The 17,308-nt window shown below is 72.3% G+C and carries 15 protein-coding genes; 7 read left to right on the top strand and 8 right to left on the bottom strand.

All coding sequences use genetic code 11. The features are described 5' to 3' along the window. Positions 1-196: 196 nt before the first annotated feature. The 3 genes from ACW9J6_RS25615 to ACW9J6_RS25605 form a co-directional block, all read right to left on the bottom strand. The gene (locus ACW9J6_RS25615) at positions 197-1,882 is read right to left on the bottom strand and encodes a methyl-accepting chemotaxis protein (RefSeq protein ID WP_457119172.1); all 1,686 of its coding nucleotides are present in this window, start codon (positions 1,880-1,882) and stop codon (positions 197-199) included. 379 nt (positions 1,883-2,261) lie between these two features. Next, the gene (locus tag ACW9J6_RS25610; protein WP_457119171.1) at positions 2,262-5,660 is read right to left on the bottom strand and encodes a DEAD/DEAH box helicase; all 3,399 of its coding nucleotides are present in this window, start codon (positions 5,658-5,660) and stop codon (positions 2,262-2,264) included. Positions 5,661-5,811: 151 nt separating this feature from the next. Continuing rightward, the gene (locus tag ACW9J6_RS25605) at positions 5,812-6,081 is read right to left on the bottom strand and encodes a hypothetical protein (protein WP_457119170.1); all 270 of its coding nucleotides are present in this window, start codon (positions 6,079-6,081) and stop codon (positions 5,812-5,814) included. Between the two features lie 292 nt (positions 6,082-6,373). Between ACW9J6_RS25605 and ACW9J6_RS25600 the strand changes: the two genes are divergently transcribed. Next, positions 6,374-7,846 (top strand): phospholipase D-like domain-containing protein, encoded by a 1,473-nt coding sequence (locus ACW9J6_RS25600; RefSeq protein WP_457119169.1) that lies wholly within the window; start codon positions 6,374-6,376, stop codon positions 7,844-7,846. A 63-nt stretch (positions 7,847-7,909) separates the two neighbouring features. Further along, entirely contained in the window at positions 7,910-8,632 is a 723-nt protein-coding gene (locus ACW9J6_RS25595; RefSeq protein ID WP_457119168.1) for a class I SAM-dependent methyltransferase, read from the top strand. On the opposite strand, the gene ACW9J6_RS25590 is transcribed toward ACW9J6_RS25595, so the two are convergent. Genes ACW9J6_RS25590 through ACW9J6_RS25580 form a run of 3 tightly spaced genes read right to left on the bottom strand, consistent with a single transcriptional unit; the run spans position 8,604 to position 10,929 of the window. Further along, a complete protein-coding gene (locus tag ACW9J6_RS25590; RefSeq protein WP_457119167.1) occupies positions 8,604-9,587 on the bottom strand; it encodes a lysylphosphatidylglycerol synthase domain-containing protein in 984 nt (327 codons plus the stop codon). The genes ACW9J6_RS25595 and ACW9J6_RS25590 overlap by 29 nt on opposite strands. Then, on the bottom strand, positions 9,587-10,363 hold the full coding sequence (locus tag ACW9J6_RS25585; RefSeq protein ID WP_457119166.1) for an endonuclease/exonuclease/phosphatase family protein: 777 nt from the start codon (positions 10,361-10,363) through the stop codon (positions 9,587-9,589). Before ACW9J6_RS25585 ends, ACW9J6_RS25590 begins: the two co-directional genes overlap by 1 nt. A gap of 50 nt (positions 10,364-10,413) precedes the next feature. Then, a complete protein-coding gene (locus ACW9J6_RS25580) occupies positions 10,414-10,929 on the bottom strand; it encodes a metallophosphoesterase family protein (protein ID WP_457119165.1) in 516 nt (171 codons plus the stop codon). Positions 10,930-11,454: 525 nt separating this feature from the next. On the opposite strand from ACW9J6_RS25580, the gene ACW9J6_RS25575 reads away from it, so the two are divergent. Together ACW9J6_RS25575 and ACW9J6_RS25570 are read left to right on the top strand one after the other, a co-directional pair. Then, positions 11,455-11,775 (top strand): hypothetical protein, encoded by a 321-nt coding sequence (locus tag ACW9J6_RS25575; protein ID WP_457118131.1) that lies wholly within the window; start codon positions 11,455-11,457, stop codon positions 11,773-11,775. A gap of 97 nt (positions 11,776-11,872) precedes the next feature. Next, positions 11,873-12,019 carry a hypothetical protein gene (locus ACW9J6_RS25570; RefSeq protein ID WP_457118132.1) on the top strand — a complete coding sequence of 49 codons (147 nt, stop codon included), beginning with the start codon at positions 11,873-11,875 and terminating at the stop codon, positions 12,017-12,019. 21 nt (positions 12,020-12,040) lie between these two features. Here the strand turns inward: ACW9J6_RS25570 and ACW9J6_RS25565 are convergent, their stop codons facing one another. Further along, positions 12,041-12,319: a hypothetical protein gene (locus tag ACW9J6_RS25565; protein WP_457118133.1), complete on the bottom strand. Its 279-nt coding sequence runs from the start codon at positions 12,317-12,319 to the stop codon at positions 12,041-12,043. A 131-nt stretch (positions 12,320-12,450) separates the two neighbouring features. Here ACW9J6_RS25565 and flaF point away from each other — a divergent pair, with 131 nt between their 5' ends. Continuing rightward, entirely contained in the window at positions 12,451-12,822 is a 372-nt protein-coding gene (gene flaF, locus ACW9J6_RS25560) for a flagellar biosynthesis regulator FlaF (protein WP_457118134.1), read from the top strand. A gap of 21 nt (positions 12,823-12,843) precedes the next feature. On the opposite strand, the gene ACW9J6_RS25555 is transcribed toward flaF, so the two are convergent. Further along, on the bottom strand, positions 12,844-14,259 hold the full coding sequence (locus ACW9J6_RS25555) for a M20 family metallopeptidase (RefSeq protein ID WP_457118135.1): 1,416 nt from the start codon (positions 14,257-14,259) through the stop codon (positions 12,844-12,846). Between the two features lie 205 nt (positions 14,260-14,464). On the opposite strand from ACW9J6_RS25555, the gene ACW9J6_RS25550 reads away from it, so the two are divergent. Next, complete coding sequence (locus ACW9J6_RS25550) at positions 14,465-16,255, top strand: peptide ABC transporter substrate-binding protein (protein WP_457118136.1); 1,791 nt, start codon at positions 14,465-14,467, stop codon at positions 16,253-16,255. Between the two features lie 109 nt (positions 16,256-16,364). After that, a partial coding sequence (locus tag ACW9J6_RS25545) for an ABC transporter substrate-binding protein (protein ID WP_457119164.1) occupies positions 16,365-17,308 on the top strand: 944 nt, incomplete at its 3' end.

Raw genomic sequence — 17,308 nt, 5'->3', positions numbered from 1 at the left:
GCTTCGATCGAAGTGAACCGCGAACCCTGCTGTCGGTCGTCCCGGTTGCCGTTGTTCCGGCGCCGGACGGCGTCCGCGTCAGCGGGAACCGCTCTGGAGCAGTAACCGATCGCGGTGTAATCGGACACTGCTCTAGTCTCTGATTTTTAGGCATTTTCTGCGACGAGCCGGTATCCGCTTCGTCGCAGAAAATGCTCTAGGCGGCCTTCACGCGGCCGAGGAAGTCGCCCACCTCCCGGGTCAGCGTCTCGAGCTGACGCGCCAGCTCCTGCGAGGCACCGAGAACCTGCCCGGCCGAAGCGCTGGTCTGGCCCGCCCCCTCCCGCACGCCGCCGATCGTCTCGGTGACCTGCTCGGTGCCGCGCGCGGCCTGCTGCACGCTGCGGGCGATCTCCTGGATCGCGCTGCCCTGCTCCTCCATCGCCGCCGCGATGCTCGCCGAGAAGGTCGACATCTCCTCGATCACCTGCCCGATCTGCCGGATGTCGGCCACCGCCTCCTGCGTCGCGCCCTGGATCTCGCCGATCCGGGCGCCGATCTCGTCCGTGGCCTTGGCGGTCTGGCCGGCCAATTCCTTGACCTCGGAGGCGACCACCGCGAAGCCGCGCCCCGCCGCCCCGGCCCGCGCCGCCTCGATCGTCGCGTTGAGGGCGAGCAGATTGGTCTGGCTGGCGATGCTGGAGACGGTCGCCACGAAGCCGCTGATCCGCGCCGCGGTCTCGGCGAGGCGCTGCACCGTCGCGTCGGTGCGCCGGGCGTCGTCCACGGCCCTCGCGGCCATGCGGGAGGACTGGCCGACCTGCTGGACGATCTCGCCGATCGAGGCCGTCATCTCCTCGCTGGCCGCCGCCACCGTCTGGACGTTGGTGGAGGTCTGCGAGGCCGCTCCCGCCACCGCGACGGTCTGCTGGGTGGTCTCCTCGGCCACCTCCGACATCGCGCGCGCCGTCGCCTCCATCTCGGTCCCGGCCCCCGCGAGGCCCCCCGTCAGGGCCGAGACGGTCCGCTCGAACTCCCGGGTCAGTTCGTCGAGGACGCGCGCCCGGCGCATCCGCGCCTCGTCCTCGGTGGCCTGGGCGGCGGCGAGGCGCTCGGCCTCGACGGCGTTGCGCTTGAACACCTCCACGGCCCGGGCCATGTCGCCGACCTCGTCGGCGCGGTCGAGCCCGTCGACCGCCACCGTCTTGTCCCCGTCCGCCAGGCGCCCCATCAGCGCGGTCATCGCGCGGATCGGTGCGGCGAGGGTGCGCGCCACGAACCAGGACATCAGTCCGGCAACGAGCAGGCTCGCCAGCGTCCCGACCAGGCTCGTCGCGGAGGCGAAGCGGAAGCTCGCCTCCTGCTCCCGCCGGCGGCCGGCCATGAGATCGGTCTCGACCCCCCGGATCTCGGCGGCCTTCGCCCGCAGGGCGTCCATCGACGTCTTGCCGGCGCCGCTCGACACCATGGCGCGGGCCTGCTCGCGGGTGGCCGGCTCCGCCATCAGGGCGATTTCCCGCTCGGCGACGTCGCGCATCCAGGTCTGGGCGAGGCGGTCGAAGTCGGACAGGCGCGCCTGCTGGCCGGGGTTGTCGCGCGTCAGGCGCCGCGCCGCGTCGAGGGCCACCTGGTAGCCCGCCCGCCCCTCGCGATAGGGCGCCAGGAATTGCGGCTCGCCCGCCACGAGGTAGCCGCGCAGGCCGGTCTCCTGGTTGAGCATCGCCGCCACGACGGCGTCGACGGCGCCGAGCACCTCGTGGGTATGCTCGGTCCAGCCGATCCGCTCCTCGATCGACCGGGAATTCACGAAGTTCAGGGCGTTCACCACGAGGGTGATCGCCACCAGGCTCCCGAAGGCGAGACTGAGCCGCGCCACGATCCGGAGGGTGTTGAGCGAGCGCATGGGAGGTCTCGGGGATGTTCGGGAGGAGTCTTGCGGGCCGGGAGCACGCAGGTGTCGCCGCTCGACTACCAATCAGAATGTATAAGAAATGATGAACGAACGTCGTGTGATGTGTCTATCGAAGATCCAAATGGCCTAAGTCTGAACGCGTACGTTGTGTTCCCGAATGCCTCGGTGCCTCGGCGAGGCGGCATTCGACATCGGAACGCAGCGTGATGCTTTGGAGGATCATCGTGCTGGCACGACGGCCGCCGCAGCGGCACGACGTCACCGCCGCGCGCGGGGGATGCGGAAGTCGGTTTTGCTCGGGCCTGCGGACGAAGCTCCGCCGGGGAGCGAGGCTCTGCCGGTCGGGCCCGTGACGTGGGATCCGCGTCGATCACGCGGATCCCGTCACGCTCCCCAGCAGCAGGTCGAGGTCCTCCGCCGTGAGCGCGCTGGTCGGCGCCCCCTCGTGGTCGAACAGCGCGTCGGCGAGCGCGCTCTTCTTCTCCTTGAGCTGCTCCATCTTCTCCTCGATGGTGCCGGCCGCCACGAGCTTGTGCACGAAGACCGGCTTGTCCTGGCCGATCCGGTGGGCGCGGTCGACCGCCTGCTCCTCCACGGCCGGGTTCCACCACGGGTCGTAGAGGACGACCGTGTCGGCGGCGACGAGGTTGAGGCCCGTGCCGCCGGCCTTGAGGCTGATCAGGAAGACGCGCGCCTCGCCCGCCTCGAAGCGGCGCAGCACCTCGGCCCGGTCGCGGGTGCGGCCGGTGAGTTCGAGGAAGGGCGTCCTGGCCAGGGTCAGGCGCGGCTTGATCAGGTCGAGCATCGACGTGAATTGCGAGAAGACCAGCACGCGCCGCCCCTCGGAGAGCAGCGCCTCCAGCAATTCGTCGAGCCGGTCGAGCTTGGCCGAGGCCGCCTTGGGGCGCTTGTCGAGCTTGAGCAGGCGCGGGTCGCAGCAGGCCTGCCGCAGCTTCAGGAGCGCGTCCAGGATCACGATGCGGCTGCGCGCGAAGCCCTTCGCGGCGATGGCGGCGCGCACCCGCGCGTGCATGGCGAGGCGGATCGACTCGTAGAGATCGCGCTGGGCCGCCCCGAGATCGACGCGCTCGACGATCTCGGTCTTGGGCGGCAGGTCGCGGGCGACCTCCTCCTTGGTCCGCCGCAGCAGGAAGGGCTTGAGGCGCCGCGCGAGGAGCCGGCTGCGGGCGGGGTCGCCGTGCTTCTCGATCGGGGTGCGCCACAGGCGGGCGAAGTCCCGGCGCTCGCCGAGCAGGCCCGGGCAGGCGAAGGAGAACAGGGACCACACCTCCGCCAGGTTGTTCTCCATCGGCGTGCCGGTGAGGCAGAAGCGGTGGCGCGCCCGCAGCCCGTGCAGCTGGCGGGTGGTCTGCGCGTCCGGGTTCTTGATCGCCTGCGCCTCGTCGAGGAGCAGCATGTGCCATTCCTGCTCCTTCAGCACCACGTGGTCGCGGGTGACGAGCGGGTAGGTGGTGAGCACGAGGTCGTGCTCGGCGATGGCGCCGAACTGCTCCTTGCGGTCGAGCCCGTGCAGCGTGCAGACGCGCAGGTTCGGGGCGAAGCGCTCCGCCTCGCGCCGCCAGTTGCCCATCAGGCTGGTCGGCGCCACCACCAGGACCGGCCGGTCGAGGCGCCCCTCCGCCTTCTCCAGCGCGACCAGCGCCAGGGCCTGGACGGTCTTGCCGAGCCCCATGTCGTCCGCGAGCACGCCGCCGAACCCGGCCTCGCGCAGGAAGGCCAGCCAGGCGAGGCCCTGGCGCTGGTAGGGCCGCAGGCTCGCCAGGAAGCCGGGGGGCGGCTCCACCGGCGGGATGCCGCCGGCCTCGATCAGCCGCCGGCCCATGGCGCGGATCGCCTCGCCGCCGCGCCAGACCAGGCCCTCCTTGCCCGCCGCCTCCAGGGCCGCGAGGCTCGCCGCATCGGCCCGCGACAGGCGGATCCGGCCGGCCGCCCCGATGTCGCCCCGGCCGACCAGCAGTTCGTGGATCGCCGCCACGATCCCGCCGAGGCGGCCCGGCGGCAGGGCGAGCACCCGCCCGTCGTCGAGGGAGAGCATGATCGGCATCCCGTCCTCCCCGGCGAGGACGGCGGGGTCGAAGCCCGGCCGGCGCAGCAGCGAGAAGATCGGCTCGACGAGGTCGATCCGCTGCCCGTCCACCTCGACGCCGAGCTGCAGCTCCAGCCAGTCGATGCCGGAGCCCTCGCCGATCACCGCGTCGAAGGCGCCGTCGGCCCGCACCAGCGGCTGCGGGAAGTCGGGCGCGGTCTCGATCTCCCAGCCCGCCTCCTGCAGCCGGGGCAGGACCCGGTACTGGCGCTCCGACCACGCCGCCTCGCCGCCCTCGGGGACGAAGTCCCGGGCGTGGGCGGTGTCGGCGGGATAGCGGTCGGCCACCGGAACGAAGCCTTCCGAGAGGAGCCGCCGCGCCGCCGCGCGCTCGGCGGCAGGGTCGCGTCTCACCTCGTAGAGCTTGCCCTCCGCGAGGCGCGGCACCACCGCGCGCGTCTCGCCGAGGGGGATCCGCACGGGCCCGTAGCGGAAGCCGAGCTGCGCGATGCCCACGGTGTCGAGATGCGTGATCGTGTAGGCGCCGAAGCCGTAGCCCGTGCCCTGCATCAGGTCCCCGCGGGCGAGGCGCAGCACCGGGACCGGCGCGACGGCGAGGCGCTCCGCCGGGCGCGTCGGCGGACGGTGGGCCGCGAGGTCCGGAGGCCGCTGCGCCAGGGCGGCGTCGAGGGCCGGGACCGCCTCGGCCGGGATCGGCGGCGCCGACGCCAGGGCTCCGGCGATCCGCGGCGCGAGCCCGGTCTCGACCGGCCCGACGAGGCCGGCCTCCGGGTCGACGTAGACGGGCGGCGTCGCCGCCAGCACGGTGCCGGGGCCCTCGCAGGTGAGGTCGCCCCGCAGCCCGTCCCCCTCCTCGCGCCACGCGAAACGCCCGGGGCGCGGCGGGCCCGCCGCGAGGGGCGGGCCGTTCGGGGAGTCCCAGCGCGCGCGGCCCGTGGCGAGGAGCGCCGCCAGGATCTCCGCGCCCTCCGCGCCCGAGAGATCGTAGACGGTGGACTGGCCCCAGTTCACGGAGTGGATCCATGACGGCCCCATGACCTGCAGCAGGCGCAGGATGCGCCGGTCGGAGGGGCGCACGAACCGTGCCGGCTCCGCGCTGCCGGGCGGCAGCGCGTAGGACCGCCCCGTCTCCGAGAAGCGGCCGTTCTTGAGGAGCCGCGTCGAGATCACCCGCACGGCGAGGTGCGGGCGGCCCTCGTCCACGGCGAGCGGACCGAGGAGGTAGACCAGCCGCTGGTTGATCTCGGGCGGGTATTCCTCGTCCGCGGTCGCCCGCGCGCGGTCCAGGCGGGCGAGCCACTCCGCCAGCGCAGGCGGCAGCCCGTCGGGGCTCAGGCCCGGCCGGGCGGGCGGCGGCGCCAGCAGGCGCTGGAGACGCTTCTCCGCCTGGTCGGTGCCCCCGGCCTCGGATCCCGCCCCGGCGGTCTTCTCCAGATGGGCGAGCAAGACCGCCGCCACGTGCTTGCAGTTGACGCCCACCGGGCAGGTGCAGGCGCCGTTGATCCGGCGGCCGCGCGCCGTGGGGGCCACGGAGATCACCTGGACGTAGGGCCTCGTCCCGCTGCCCGCCACCACGCCCTCGATCGCGCCCTCCCCGTCGGACCTGGCCTCGACGACGTGACCGGTCCGGAGGTAGTCCGCACCCTTCTGGACGGCGAGCGGGCCGCAGGCCGCGATGATGTCCGACTTGCCGTAGTGCACGATCCCGTCCCGATCCTTCCACCTTCGTGGCCGGCCGGAAGATGGCGTGTCATCGGTAATTCCGTCGAGCCCGTCGCGTCGCCGTTACCATGAGAAACGGCCGGGGCTCGCGCCCCGGCCGCCGCATCCGGTCGGCCGATGGGCCCGCGCCTCAGCGGTTCGGCGTCGGGTCGGTGGGCTTCGGGACGGTGCCGGTCGCGGGGCTCGTCACGGTGCCGGTCGCGGCCGGACCCGCCGTCGGCGCCGTGCCGGCCACCGGGGTGTCACGCCCCGGCATGCCCTTCTCGGCATTGCTCTTCACGCTGGCCGGGTTGTTCATGTTGCGCTCGGTGCTGCCGCCCGGGGCCGGCGCCTGGGCCAGCGCCGCGCCGCCCAAGCCCACCACCAGGGCACCCGCGAGCGCCATCGCTGTCGTCCGCATGTTCGATCCTTTCCAATGTCCGTCGGGGGTCTCAACGTGGCGCGGGACAGGAAGTTCAAGACGATACGAAAGACACAGGAATTCTAGTCGAGCCTGTTCTGTTCGAAAGCGCGGCTGTTGGGCTGCTTTTCGGTGGTGGATTATGCCTGTTCGTTGCAGTGCGAAAAACTCCGGACCGCGGCCGCTGTGCCGCGGGCAGTGCCCTGCAACGCTCCCGCGCCTGAGGTGTTCTGGAGGGGCGCCCCGCCGGAGAGGCGGCAGGCCAGGGAGACCGTCGGTCGTCAGGATGAGGATGGATCACGCCGTCGCGGGCGCCGCGCCGCTCGCCGCATCCCGGAGCCCCTCCGGCCCGACCCTGTTCGCCCCGGGCCGGAATTGCTGGCGAGTGGCCCGCGCCGCCCGGGCCGCCGTGCTGATCGACGGGCAGGCCTATTTCGCGGCGCTCGAGGCGGCTTTCCGCGGCGCCGCGCGGTCGATCACCATCGTGGGCTGGGACTTCGACGGGCGCATCCGCCTGCGGGAGGACGCGCCGGAGAGCGAGTCGCCCCCGCTCGGCCCCTTCCTGCGCGGCCTCGTCGAGGGCAAGCCCGACTTGCAGCTGCGCATCCTGATCTGGAGCGTCGGCACCCTGCACGGGCCGGGCGAGACGCTGCCGATGCTGTTCGGGGCGGAGTGGCAGCGCCACCCGCGCATCCGGGTCAAGCTCGACACCCGCCATCCCCTCTACGCGGCGCATCACCAGAAGATCGTCTGCGTCGACGACACCCTCGCCTTCGTGGGCGGCATGGACCTGACGGTGCAGCGCTGGGACACGCCCGCGCACCGGGCCGAGGATCCGCGGCGGCGCGATCCCGACGGCGAACCCTACGGCCCGGTCCACGACACCCACATGGCGGTAGACGGCGAGGCGGCCGCCGCGGTGGCCGCTTTGGTGCGGGACCGCTGGCGGGACGCCACCGGGGAGGTCCTCGAACCCGCGCCGGCCGCGCCGCCCTGGCCGCGCGACCTCGTTCCCGATTTCGCGGACGTGCCGGTCGCCATCGCCCGCACCATGCCGCTCCTCGACGACCAGCCCTCCGTCGAGGAGGCGGCGGCGCTCACCGCGGACCTGATGCGCAGCGCCCGGCACGCGCTCTACATCGAGGCGCAGTACCTCACCGCGCGCTACGTGGGCGACGTGCTGGCCGAGATCCTGGAGCGGCCCGACGGGCCGGACGTCGTGGTGGTCCTGACCCGCCGCTCCCACAACCTCACCGAGCGGGTCGCCATGGGGGCGCCGCGCGACCGCCTGATCCGCCGCCTGCGCGCCGCCGACCGGCATGGCCGCTTCCTGCTCGCCTACCCGGCGGTGCCCTGCGCCGCGCCGGCGCCGGAACCGGGCCAGGACGACGCCTGCCAAGTGCTGGTGCATTCGAAGCTCCTGATCGCCGACGACACGGCGCTGCGGGTGGGCTCGTCGAACCTCAACAACCGCTCGGTCGCCCTCGACACCGAGTGCGACCTCGCGATCGAGGGAACCGACGACCGCACGCGGGCCGCCATCGCGCGCCTGCGCGACCGGCTGCTGGCCGAGCATCTCGGGACCGATCCGGCCGCCGTCACGGCGGCGATCCGGGAGGAGGGCTCGCTCAAGCGGGCAGTGGAGCGCCTGAATACCGGCCCGCGGGGCCTCAGGCCCTTCGAGGTGCCCGAGGAGGAGGGCCTCGTCGAGCCGCTGCTCGGCAGCGGCGACCTCCTCGACCCGGAGCGGCCGTTCGGGAGCTGAGGGGCTGGCTTCCCAAGCGGAAGCCGCTGCTCTATGGAGGCCGCCCTCGTCGGGAGCGCCCTCATGACCTCCGATTCGAACGGCTGGAATGCTTCGGCGGAAGCCTGGATCACCGAGATCGGCGAGGCGGGCGATTACGGCCGCCGCTTCGTCCTCGACGCGCCGATGCTGGCGCGGATCCGCGGGCGCGGCTTTCGCACGGCCCTCGACGTCGGCTGCGGCGAGGGCCGTTTCTGCCGGATGATGCGGGCGGAGGGCATCCGCACCCTCGGCATCGACCCGACCGCCGATCTCCTCGCGGCGGCGCGGCGGCAGGATCCGGAGGGCGAGTACCGCCTCGCCCGGGCCGAGGAGATGGACCTGCCCGCCGGCAGCTTCGACCTCGCGGTGAGCTACCTGACGCTGATCGACATCGACGACGTGGCCGAGGCGCTGACCCGGGTCGTCGCGGCTCTGCGTCCCGGCGGCACGCTGCTGATCGCCAACCTGACGAGCTTCATCACCGCGGGGGCACCGGACGGCTGGGTGCGGGACGCCGACGGCGAGCCCCGCTACCGCATCGACCACTACCTCGACGCGCGCCGTTACTGGGCGGCGTGGCGCGGGATTCGGATCCTCAACTGGCACCGGCCGCTCGCCGCCTATTTGGGGCTGCTGCTCGGGCGGGGCCTGATCCTTCGCCACTTCGACGAGCCCGAGCCGGTCGGCGGCGATCCGGCCAAGGCCGCCCGCTACCGCCGCGTGCCCTACTTCCACATCATGGAGTGGGAGAAGCCGCCGGCGTGACGACCGCGGGCGGGGCGGCAGGGCTCCCGGCACCCCGGCGCCGAAACACCACCTCCGCCCCGGCGAAGACCAGGAGCCCGAGCCCCAGCGGCACCAGGAAGTAGACGAAGCGGAAGGCGAGGAGCGGCCCGATCACGTCGGTCTTCGGCAGGAGGTGCACCACCACGCTCTCGATCACCCCGACCCCGCCCGGCACGTTGGTGACGAGCACCGCCGCGTTGGCGATCACGAAGACCGAGGCGACCGCGAGATAGGCTACGTCCGAGACCGCCCCCAGCACCTGGTGCAGGCAGGCCGAGACCAGGGCGAAGTTCACCGACCCCACCGCCACCTGGGCGAGCGCGACCGGCCCGGACGGGACCTCGATCGACCAGCGCCAGAGGGTGACCGGCCGGCGCCGCAGGAAGGCCGCCGCCACGTAGAGCCCGACGCCGGCCAAGCCGGCGAGCGCCACCCCGGTGAGGGCCGGGCGGCCGAGCCCCGTCACGCCCTGGGCGAGCCCGGGCTGGAGCAGCAGCGCGAGGGCGCCGAGCGCCATCAGGCCCAGCGCCACGGTGAGGCCGCAGACCAGCACCATCTTGGCGCTCTCGGCGAGCGTGAGGCCGTGGCGGGAATAGAAGCGGTAGCGGATCGCGCCGCTGCTCAGGCCCGACAGGCCGATGCTGTGGCCGACGCCGAGCGCCACGAAGGCCGCCACGATCACGGTGCGGTAGGGGAGGGGGCGGCCGATCGCCCTCAGGGCGAGCCAATCCCCCACCGTGAGACAGAGGTAGCTCCCGGCCGCGAAGCCGCCCGCCGCGAGGAGGCGGCCGGCGGGGATCGCCCGCACGGCGGCGGCGAGGTCGGCGAGGCTGTAGCCGCTCAGCGTCCGGTAGAGCAGGAAGGCCCCGAGCGCCACGCTGAGCGCCGTGGTGATCAGGGTCCAGCGGCGGCGGCGCTCGCTCGTCTCCGCCATCACGCCGCCCCCGCCGCGACCGCCCGCGGCAGGTCCGCCGCCGGGGTGACCACCTCCAGGTCGACGAGGAGCGGCAGGTGATCGGAGGCCACCCGCGCCAGCGGCCCATTCAGGGCCTCGGCGCGGCGCACCCGCAGGCCCTCGCTCACGAAGACGTGGTCGAGCCGCAGGATCGGCCAGCGGGACGGGAAGGTGCGCTGGCGGTGCCCGACGCCCGCCACCGCCTGCGCGTCCCGGAGCCGCCGGGCGAGGCGCCGGTAGGCGGCGGAGGCCGGCACGGCGTTGAGGTCGCCCGCCAGCACCAGGGGCGGGTGGCAGGCGGGATCGCCGAGGAAGCGCGGCCCGAGCAGGGCCTCCGCCTGCAGGGTGCGCTCGCGGCGGCCGAGGCCGAGATGGGTGGCGATGACCTGGACCTCCGCCCCGCCCGCCGCGACCGCGGCCCAGAGGGCGCCGCGGGGTTCGCGGTGCGGGCGCCCCGCCGCCCCCGGCAGCGCCTCGGCGCGCACCAGGCGGGAGGGCAGGCGGGTGAGGATGGCGTTGCCGTACTGCTCCTCCATCACCCGCAGGGCGGCGTGGAAATGCGCCCGCATGCCGAGCTGCTCGGCGATGGCGTGGGCCTGGTCCACGCCTCCAGAGCGCAGCCGCCCGACATCGAGTTCCTGCAGGGCGACCACGTCCGGCCGGCAGGGGGCGAGCACCTCGGCGATGCGCGCGGGCGAGAGCCGGCCGTCGGTCCCCAGGCAGCGGCGGACGTTGTAGGTGATGAGGCGAAGCACGCGGCGGGACCCTGGATCAGGATCCGTCAACGGCGAAGCCGCGCCTGAGTTCACGGGCCGGCGCGCCGCCGGCTGCGGGAGGCCAGGACCGTGGCGAGGGTGACCGGGCCGAACCCGAACACGTCGACACCGACGTCGTACTGGCGCGGCATCGGCTTCAGCTTGCCGTGGGAATGGCCGTGCAGGTCGACGACGCCGCGCCCCATGCGGTTCCAGGTCCGGAACGGGTAGTGGCACAGGACGAGAGGCGTGCCGTCGAGGGTCATCTCGGCGTAGTGCTGGACGCTGGTCCAGCCCGTCGCCGCGAGCGTGTCCGGCCCGTCGTTGTTGCCGATGATGAGGTGCTTGACGCCGTTGAGCCCGTCGAGGAGCGCCTGGACCCGCTCCGGGGCTAGGCCGAGAGCGAAATCCCCCAGGTGCCAGACGGTGTCGTCGGGGCCGACGACCGCGTTCCAGCGGGCGGTCAGGTCGGCATCGTGCTCCGCGAGAGATGGATAGGGACGCCGGTCGATGCGCAGGATGCGCGGATCGCCGAAATGCGTGTCGCTGGTGAAGTAGATGGCCATGGGCGGGAGCTAGCGCGCCGGGCGGGCAGGGGGATGGTGGGCGCGCCCGGACCCGCCCGTCTCTGCGGGCTTACGCAGTCTTACTTCGGCGCGTGAGCGGGCGCGGCTAGCGGATGCATAGAACGCGAAAAATAAAACAGGGCAAATACTTGCGTCGACACGCGATGGTTCCTGGATGTGGCGCGGGGAACCCCTCTCCCGTGCGGGAGAGGGGATCCCGCGGGTCTCTTCAGTTCGCTCAAGCAATTGCGAAAGAAAAGCTTTTTCATGCCGATAGGCGAAGTGTGAACACGCTCGCCGGACGCGGAGAGAGCGGTCTCCCCCGCTCCATTCGGCGAAAGGCGAACGCTTCACCATGCCAGGAAGGGGGCGTGGCGCGCGGACCGCTGGCGCTCGCAGCTGCGAAAAAGCCGGAACCCTGGCCGGACGTCGCCGTTTCTCGGAGGCCTCCGGGTTGCGCGGCACGCCCTCCCCGAGGGCGGGCGCCGCCCCGGTCGGCCCCAGATCCCAATCGAGCTTTCAGCGATGACGCCACACCTCCGTCTCGTCCTGTTGCCGCTGACGGCCGCGCTTGCGGCCGCGGCGGCCCCCGCCCTCGCCCAGCCCGCCACCTGCGCGCCGGCCCACCGCAAGATGGAGGAGGCCGCCGCCCTGCGGTTCCAGGCCCGCCAGGACGCCCGCCTCGGCGACCGCGACCGGGTCTGCGACACGCTCGGCGATGTCGAGGACCGCTACGAGGATGCCCGCGACCGCTTCGAGGAATGCGGCGCCGGCCTCGCGGCCATCGACCTGCGCGGCGCCCTGCGTTCGGTGCGCGTGGAGAAGCGCGCCTTCCGCTGTGACTGACCCCGCCGCGTGGCCGCGGGTGCGAATCCGCACGGACGCCGCCGCCGCCGCGCAGGCATTCCTGTCCTCAACGAACCCGTGCCCCTGGGAGACCCCGATGGCCACCGAGTCCACCCTCACCGAAACCGCTCCCCGCGTCGATGCCGCCGTTCCGGGCGCTCACTCCTTCGCGGCCGCCCTGTGCGGCTTCCTCGGCTCGACGGCCGCCACCACCGTGGTGATGGTCCTGCTCAGCACCTTCTGAGGGCGCCGCGCGACGCCCCGCTCAGCGCGGCGCCACCGACCAGAAGCGGCGGCGGGCGAACAGCATCTCGGGCTGGCCGACCGGCGCAATGGCCGCGAGGCTCGGTGAGATCGGCGGCGCCGGGCAGAGGGGCTCGGGCCGGCGCACCGGGACGACCGGTGCCTCTGGCCGCACCAGCCCCATGCGGACCTGAACGTCCGGGTTCCGGACCGCCGCGATCGTCGCCACCAGAGCCATCAGGGCGCCCGCGATGGCGCCGAGCACGAAATTCAGCATAGCGGCGGCTGCATGATCCGACATCGTAGCGGATTCAGGGCAGAGCCCCGGTCGTTCCGCGGCGCCCTTATGGCACCCCGATCACAACCCAAGTTTAACGCTCGGCTGCGAGTGTTCCCCGGCCCTGAATGGCCGGTCCGGAGGAACCGCACCCGATGAGCTATGGAGCCAACGCCTATGCCAAGGCTTCCCAGGCGGCGCTGACGCCCCGCGAGGCCGAGGCGGCCGTCCTGATCAAGGCGGCGGCGCGTCTCCAGGCGATCCAGGACAATTGGGACGAGCAGCAGCCGGCGCTTCACGAGGCGCTCAGCTTCAACCAGAAGGTCTGGACGCTGCTCTCGACGGCCGCCACCGAGCCCAACGCGCCGCTGCCGCAGGATCTCAAGGACTCGATGGCCCGCCTCGGCGCCTTCGTGTTCAGCCGCACCTTCGACGTGATGATCGAGCCCCACGCCGAGAAGCTCGCGGCCCTGATCCGCATCAACCGCGAACTCGCCAGCGGCCTGCGCGGCAATCCCAATCCCTGACCGGGAGAGAAGCGGCCCGCCTCAGCCGCGCGACATGTCGAGCGGCGGGGCGACCTCCGGCGGCAGGGGCGAGACGTAGCCCTCCCCCGTCCGGTCCGCCAGGTCCGCCTTCGCGGCGTCGATCAGGCCCGGATTCATCACGAGCGCGGCGCCCGTCGCCGCCATGGCCTTGGCCACCTGCACCATCGCCTTGTGGGCGGCGGGGCTCTTGCCCTGCGCCACCACCTGCCAGGTGTGGAAGGGCGTGCCGATCGCCACCGTCGGGGCGTGGGCCTGGACGGTCGGCACCACCCAGCTCACGTCGCCCACATCGGTAGAGCCGATCGCCGGGTTGCGCCGCGCGTCGAGGGGCACCAGGAAGTCGGCGAGCGGCGCGTCCGTCGGCTTCAGGCCGATCGCCCGCCACACCGCCGCGATGTCCCCGGGCGTGAGCGTGGCCCGGATGGCGCGCGCGAAGGCGCGGTCCTCCTCGTCGAAGGGCGGGGGTCCGAGATCCTCCATGACCGCGTGCAGGGTCTCCTCCAGCGGCGTGTTGCCGACGAGGTCCGAGACCGCGCTGACCACCCGCATCTCCATCCGGGTCTCGGTCATCAGGGCGGCACCCTCGGCGATCCGCCGCACCCGGTCGACGAGTTCGCGCATGCCGGGCAGGTCGCGGGCGCGGATCGAGTAGCGCACCCGGGCATGGGCCTGGACCACGTTCGGGGCGATGCCGCCGGTGTCGAGCAGCGCGTAGTGCACCCGGGCGTCGCTCGGCATGTGCTCGCGCATGTAGTTGACGCCGACATTCATCAATTCGACCGCGTCGAGGGCGCTGCGCCCGAGATGCGGGGCCGCCGCCGCGTGGCTCGCCCGGCCGGTGAACACGAAATCGGCCCGGGTGTTGGCCAGCGCCAGCGGCGGCGCCACCTCCCAGAAGCTCGCCGGGTGCCAGGTGATCGCCGCGTCCGCATCCGCGAAGGCGCCCTCCCGCACCATGAAGGCCTTGGCGGCCCCGCCCTCCTCGGCCGGGCAGCCGTAGTAGCGCACCCGGGCGTGCTGGCCGGTCTCGGCGAGCCAGTCCTTCAGCGCCGTGGCGGCCAGCAGGGCCGCCGAACCGAGCAGGTTGTGCCCGCAACCATGGCCGTGCCCGCCCGTCTCGATCGGCCGGTGTTCGGCGACCCCGGCCTCCTGGCTCAGGCCCGGCAGGGCGTCGTACTCGCCCAGGAACGCGATCACCGGCCCGTCCTCGCCGGCCTCGCCGACCAGCGCGGTCGGGATGCCGGCCACGCCCTCGGTCACCCGGAATCCCTGGTGGCGCAGTTCCTCCGCGTGGGCGGCGGCCGAGCGCTCCTCGGTGTAGCAGACCTCCGGCGTTCCCCAGACCCGGTCGCTCAGGGCGAGGAGCCGCGCCTTATGCGCGTCGACCTGCCGCCAGACGCCGTTGCGGTTGTCCATCGAATTTCCTCCCGGTCGGGTCGTGACCGCCCCTTATGCAGGAGGCGGGCCGCCGGGCGAACGCTCCCGAATGCACGGGAGCCAAGCGCATCGTCAGTATCCCGGGGACGAGAATGGCCCGGGATTTGTAAAGCGCCGGCCACCGGCTTGCGGAAGCGGGCGTCTGGTGCATGCTGCCGGCCACAACACCTGAAGGGCGAAGCCGATGAACGAGCGGGACCTGCGGAGCCTGATCGGTGCGGTCAAGGACGGACGGCTCTCGCGCCGGAATTTCGTCCAGCGGATGCTGGTGGTCGGCCTCACCGCGCCGATGGCCGGCATGATGCTCGCCCACGAAGGGGTCGCCCAGGCCGCCGACCTGCGCGCCGGCTACAAGCCGACGAAGGCGGGTGGCGGCGGGCCGCTCAAGCTGCTGTTCTGGCAGGCCCCGACGCTCCTCAACCCCCACTTCGCGGTCGGCACCAAGGATCAGGAGGGCTCCCGGGTCTTCTACGAGCCCCTCGCGGCCTGGGACGCGGAGGGCAATCTCGCGCCCATCCTCGCGGCCGAGATCCCGAGCCGCCAGAACGGCGGCGTGGCGGCGGACGGCCGCTCGGTGGTGTGGAAGCTGAAACCCGGCGTGAAGTGGCACGACGGCAAGCCCTTCACCGCCGACGACGTCGTCTTCAACTGGCGATACGCCGCGAACCCCGCCACCGCGGCGACCACCATCGGCTCCTACAAGGACATCAAGGTCGAGAAGGTCGACGACCTCACGGTCCGGGTGCTGTTCGACAAGCCGACGCCGTTCTGGGCCGACGCCTTCGTGGCCAATGTCGGGATGCTGATCCCCAAGCACCTGTTCGAGGCCTATGCCGGCGACAAGTCCCGTGACGCGCCGGCGAATCTGGCGCCGGTCGGCACCGGCCCGTACAAGTTCGTCGAGTTCCGGCCCGGCGATGTGGTGCGCGGTACCCGCAACCCCGACTACCACCTGCCGAACCGGCCTTATTTCGATTCCGTCGAGATGAAGGGCGGGGGCGACGCGGTCTCGGCGGCCCGCGCGGTGCTGCAGACGGGCGAGTACGACTTCGCCTGGAACCTGCAGGTCGAGGACGAGATCCTCAAGCGGCTGGAGGCCGAGGGCAAGGGCCGGCTCGACATCGCCTACGGCGGCAACCTCGAATTCATCCTGCTCAACGCCACCGACCCCTGGACGGAGGTCGACGGTGAGCGGTCGTCCCTCAAGACCCAGCATCCGGCCTTCTCGGACCCGGCCGTGCGCGAGGCCGTGAACCTGATCGTCAACCGGGCGGCGGTGCAGCAATACATCTACGGCCGGACCGGCCGGGCCACCGCCAACGTCCTCAACGGCCCCGAGCAGTTCCGGTCGAAGAACACCAGCTTCGCCTTCGATCCCGACAAGGCGGCGCAGATCCTGGAGGCGGCGGGCTGGAAGAAGGGCTCGGACGGCATCCGGGCCAAGGACGGGAAGAAGCTGAAGTTCGTGTTCCAGACCTCGATCAACGCGCCCCGCCAGAAGACCCAGGCGATCATCAAGCAGGTCGCGCAGAAGGCCGGCATCGAGCTGGAGCTGAAATCGATCCCGGCCTCGGTGTTCTTCTCCTCCGACGTCGCCAACCCGGATACCTATCCGCATTTCTACGCCGACATGGAGATGTATACCTGGAACATGACCCAGGCCGATCCCGGCGTGTTCATGCTGCAATACGTGTCCTGGGAGGCGGCGACCAAGGAGAACAAGTGGCAGGGCCGTAACATCTGCCGGATGAACAGCCCCGAGGCCGACGCGGCCTATCGCGCCACCCAGGAAGAGCTCGATCCGGTCAAGCGTGCCGCCCAGTTCATCAGGATGAACGACGCCACGGTGAAGGAATACGTCCTGCCGCTGTTGCATCGGGCGCAGATCTCGGGGCTGAACATCAAGCTGCAGGGACCGCTGAGCGGCTGGGACAATTCTCTGTCTTTCTTTGCCGACTGGTACAAGGAGGCGTGAGCCGGGATCCGATGCGAGGCGTCACCGGACCGGGAGCTGTCGTCTTCCCTTGCGTCATTGCACGTGATGCGGGCATGCTGCCGGCCTCACGAGCGGAGCTTCGAGCACGATGACCGAGCGGCACCTGAGGACCCTGATCGAGGCGGCGAAGACCGGGCGGCTCTCCCGCCGGGAGGTCGTGCGGCGGATGCTGGCGGTCGGCCTCACCGCCCCGATGGCCGGGTCGATCCTCGCCCATGCGGGTGTCGCGCAGGGCGCCAGCCTGCGCGACGGCTACACGCCCGGCAAGGCGGGCGGCGGCGGGCCGCTGAAGCTCCTGTTCTGGCAGGCGCCGACGCTGCTCAACCCCCATTTCGCGGTCGGCACCAAGGACAAGGAGGGGGCGCGGGTCTTCTACGAGCCCCTCGCGGCCTGGGACGGCGAGGCGAACCTCGTCCCGGTCCTCGCGGCCGAGATCCCGAGTCGCGAGAACGGCGCCGTGGCGGCGGACGGCCGCTCGGTGGTCTGGAAGCTCAAGCCCGGCGTGACATGGCACGACGGCAAGCCCTTCACCGCCGACGATGTCGTGTTCACGTGGCGCTACGCGGCCGACCCGGCGACGGCCACCACCACTTCCGGCACCTACAAGGACCTCACCGTCGAGGCGGTCGACGCCCTCACGGTCCGGGTGCTGTTCGACAAGCCGACGCCGTTCTGGGCCCATCCCCTCGTCGGCTCGGACGGGATGATCCTCCCCAGGCACCTGTTCGAGCCCTATATCGGCGACAAGTCCCGCGACGCGCCGACGAACCTCGCCCCGGTCGGCACCGGCCCCTACCGGTTCGTCGAGTTCCGGCCCGGCGACGTGGTGCGCGGCACCCGCAACCCCGACTACCACGTGCCCAACCGCCCCTTCTTCGACTCGGTCGAGATGAAGGGCGGGGGCGACGCGGTCTCGGCGGCCCGCGCGGTGCTGCAGACGGGCGAGTACGACTTCGCCTGGAACCTGCAGGTCGAGGACGAGATCCTCAAGCGGCTGGAGGCCGAGGGCAAGGGCCGGCTCGACATCGCCTA

Source organism: Methylobacterium sp. JK268 (assembly GCF_054052225.1).
Note: the sequence above shows the minus strand (reverse complement) of the source record. Positions and strands in the feature narration are given on the sequence as shown.

Excerpts from the sequence above, each read along its gene's own strand:
- ACW9J6_RS25605 (WP_457119170.1), bottom strand. The coding sequence starts at position 6,081 with ATGCGGACGACAGCGATGGCGCTCGCGGGTGCCCTGGTGGTGGGCTTG.
- ACW9J6_RS25570 (WP_457118132.1), top strand. The coding sequence starts at position 11,873 with ATGGCCACCGAGTCCACCCTCACCGAAACCGCTCCCCGCGTCGATGCC.
- ACW9J6_RS25575 (WP_457118131.1), top strand. The coding sequence starts at position 11,455 with ATGACGCCACACCTCCGTCTCGTCCTGTTGCCGCTGACGGCCGCGCTT.
- ACW9J6_RS25555 (WP_457118135.1), bottom strand. The coding sequence starts at position 14,259 with ATGGACAACCGCAACGGCGTCTGGCGGCAGGTCGACGCGCATAAGGCG.
- ACW9J6_RS25595 (WP_457119168.1), top strand. The coding sequence starts at position 7,910 with ATGACCTCCGATTCGAACGGCTGGAATGCTTCGGCGGAAGCCTGGATC.
- flaF (WP_457118134.1), top strand. The coding sequence starts at position 12,451 with ATGAGCTATGGAGCCAACGCCTATGCCAAGGCTTCCCAGGCGGCGCTG.
- ACW9J6_RS25565 (WP_457118133.1), bottom strand. The coding sequence starts at position 12,319 with ATGTCGGATCATGCAGCCGCCGCTATGCTGAATTTCGTGCTCGGCGCC.
- ACW9J6_RS25600 (WP_457119169.1), top strand. The coding sequence starts at position 6,374 with ATGGATCACGCCGTCGCGGGCGCCGCGCCGCTCGCCGCATCCCGGAGC.
- ACW9J6_RS25580 (WP_457119165.1), bottom strand. The coding sequence starts at position 10,929 with ATGGCCATCTACTTCACCAGCGACACGCATTTCGGCGATCCGCGCATC.
- ACW9J6_RS25590 (WP_457119167.1), bottom strand. The coding sequence starts at position 9,587 with ATGGCGGAGACGAGCGAGCGCCGCCGCCGCTGGACCCTGATCACCACG.
- ACW9J6_RS25615 (WP_457119172.1), bottom strand. The coding sequence starts at position 1,882 with ATGCGCTCGCTCAACACCCTCCGGATCGTGGCGCGGCTCAGTCTCGCC.
- ACW9J6_RS25550 (WP_457118136.1), top strand. The coding sequence starts at position 14,465 with ATGAACGAGCGGGACCTGCGGAGCCTGATCGGTGCGGTCAAGGACGGA.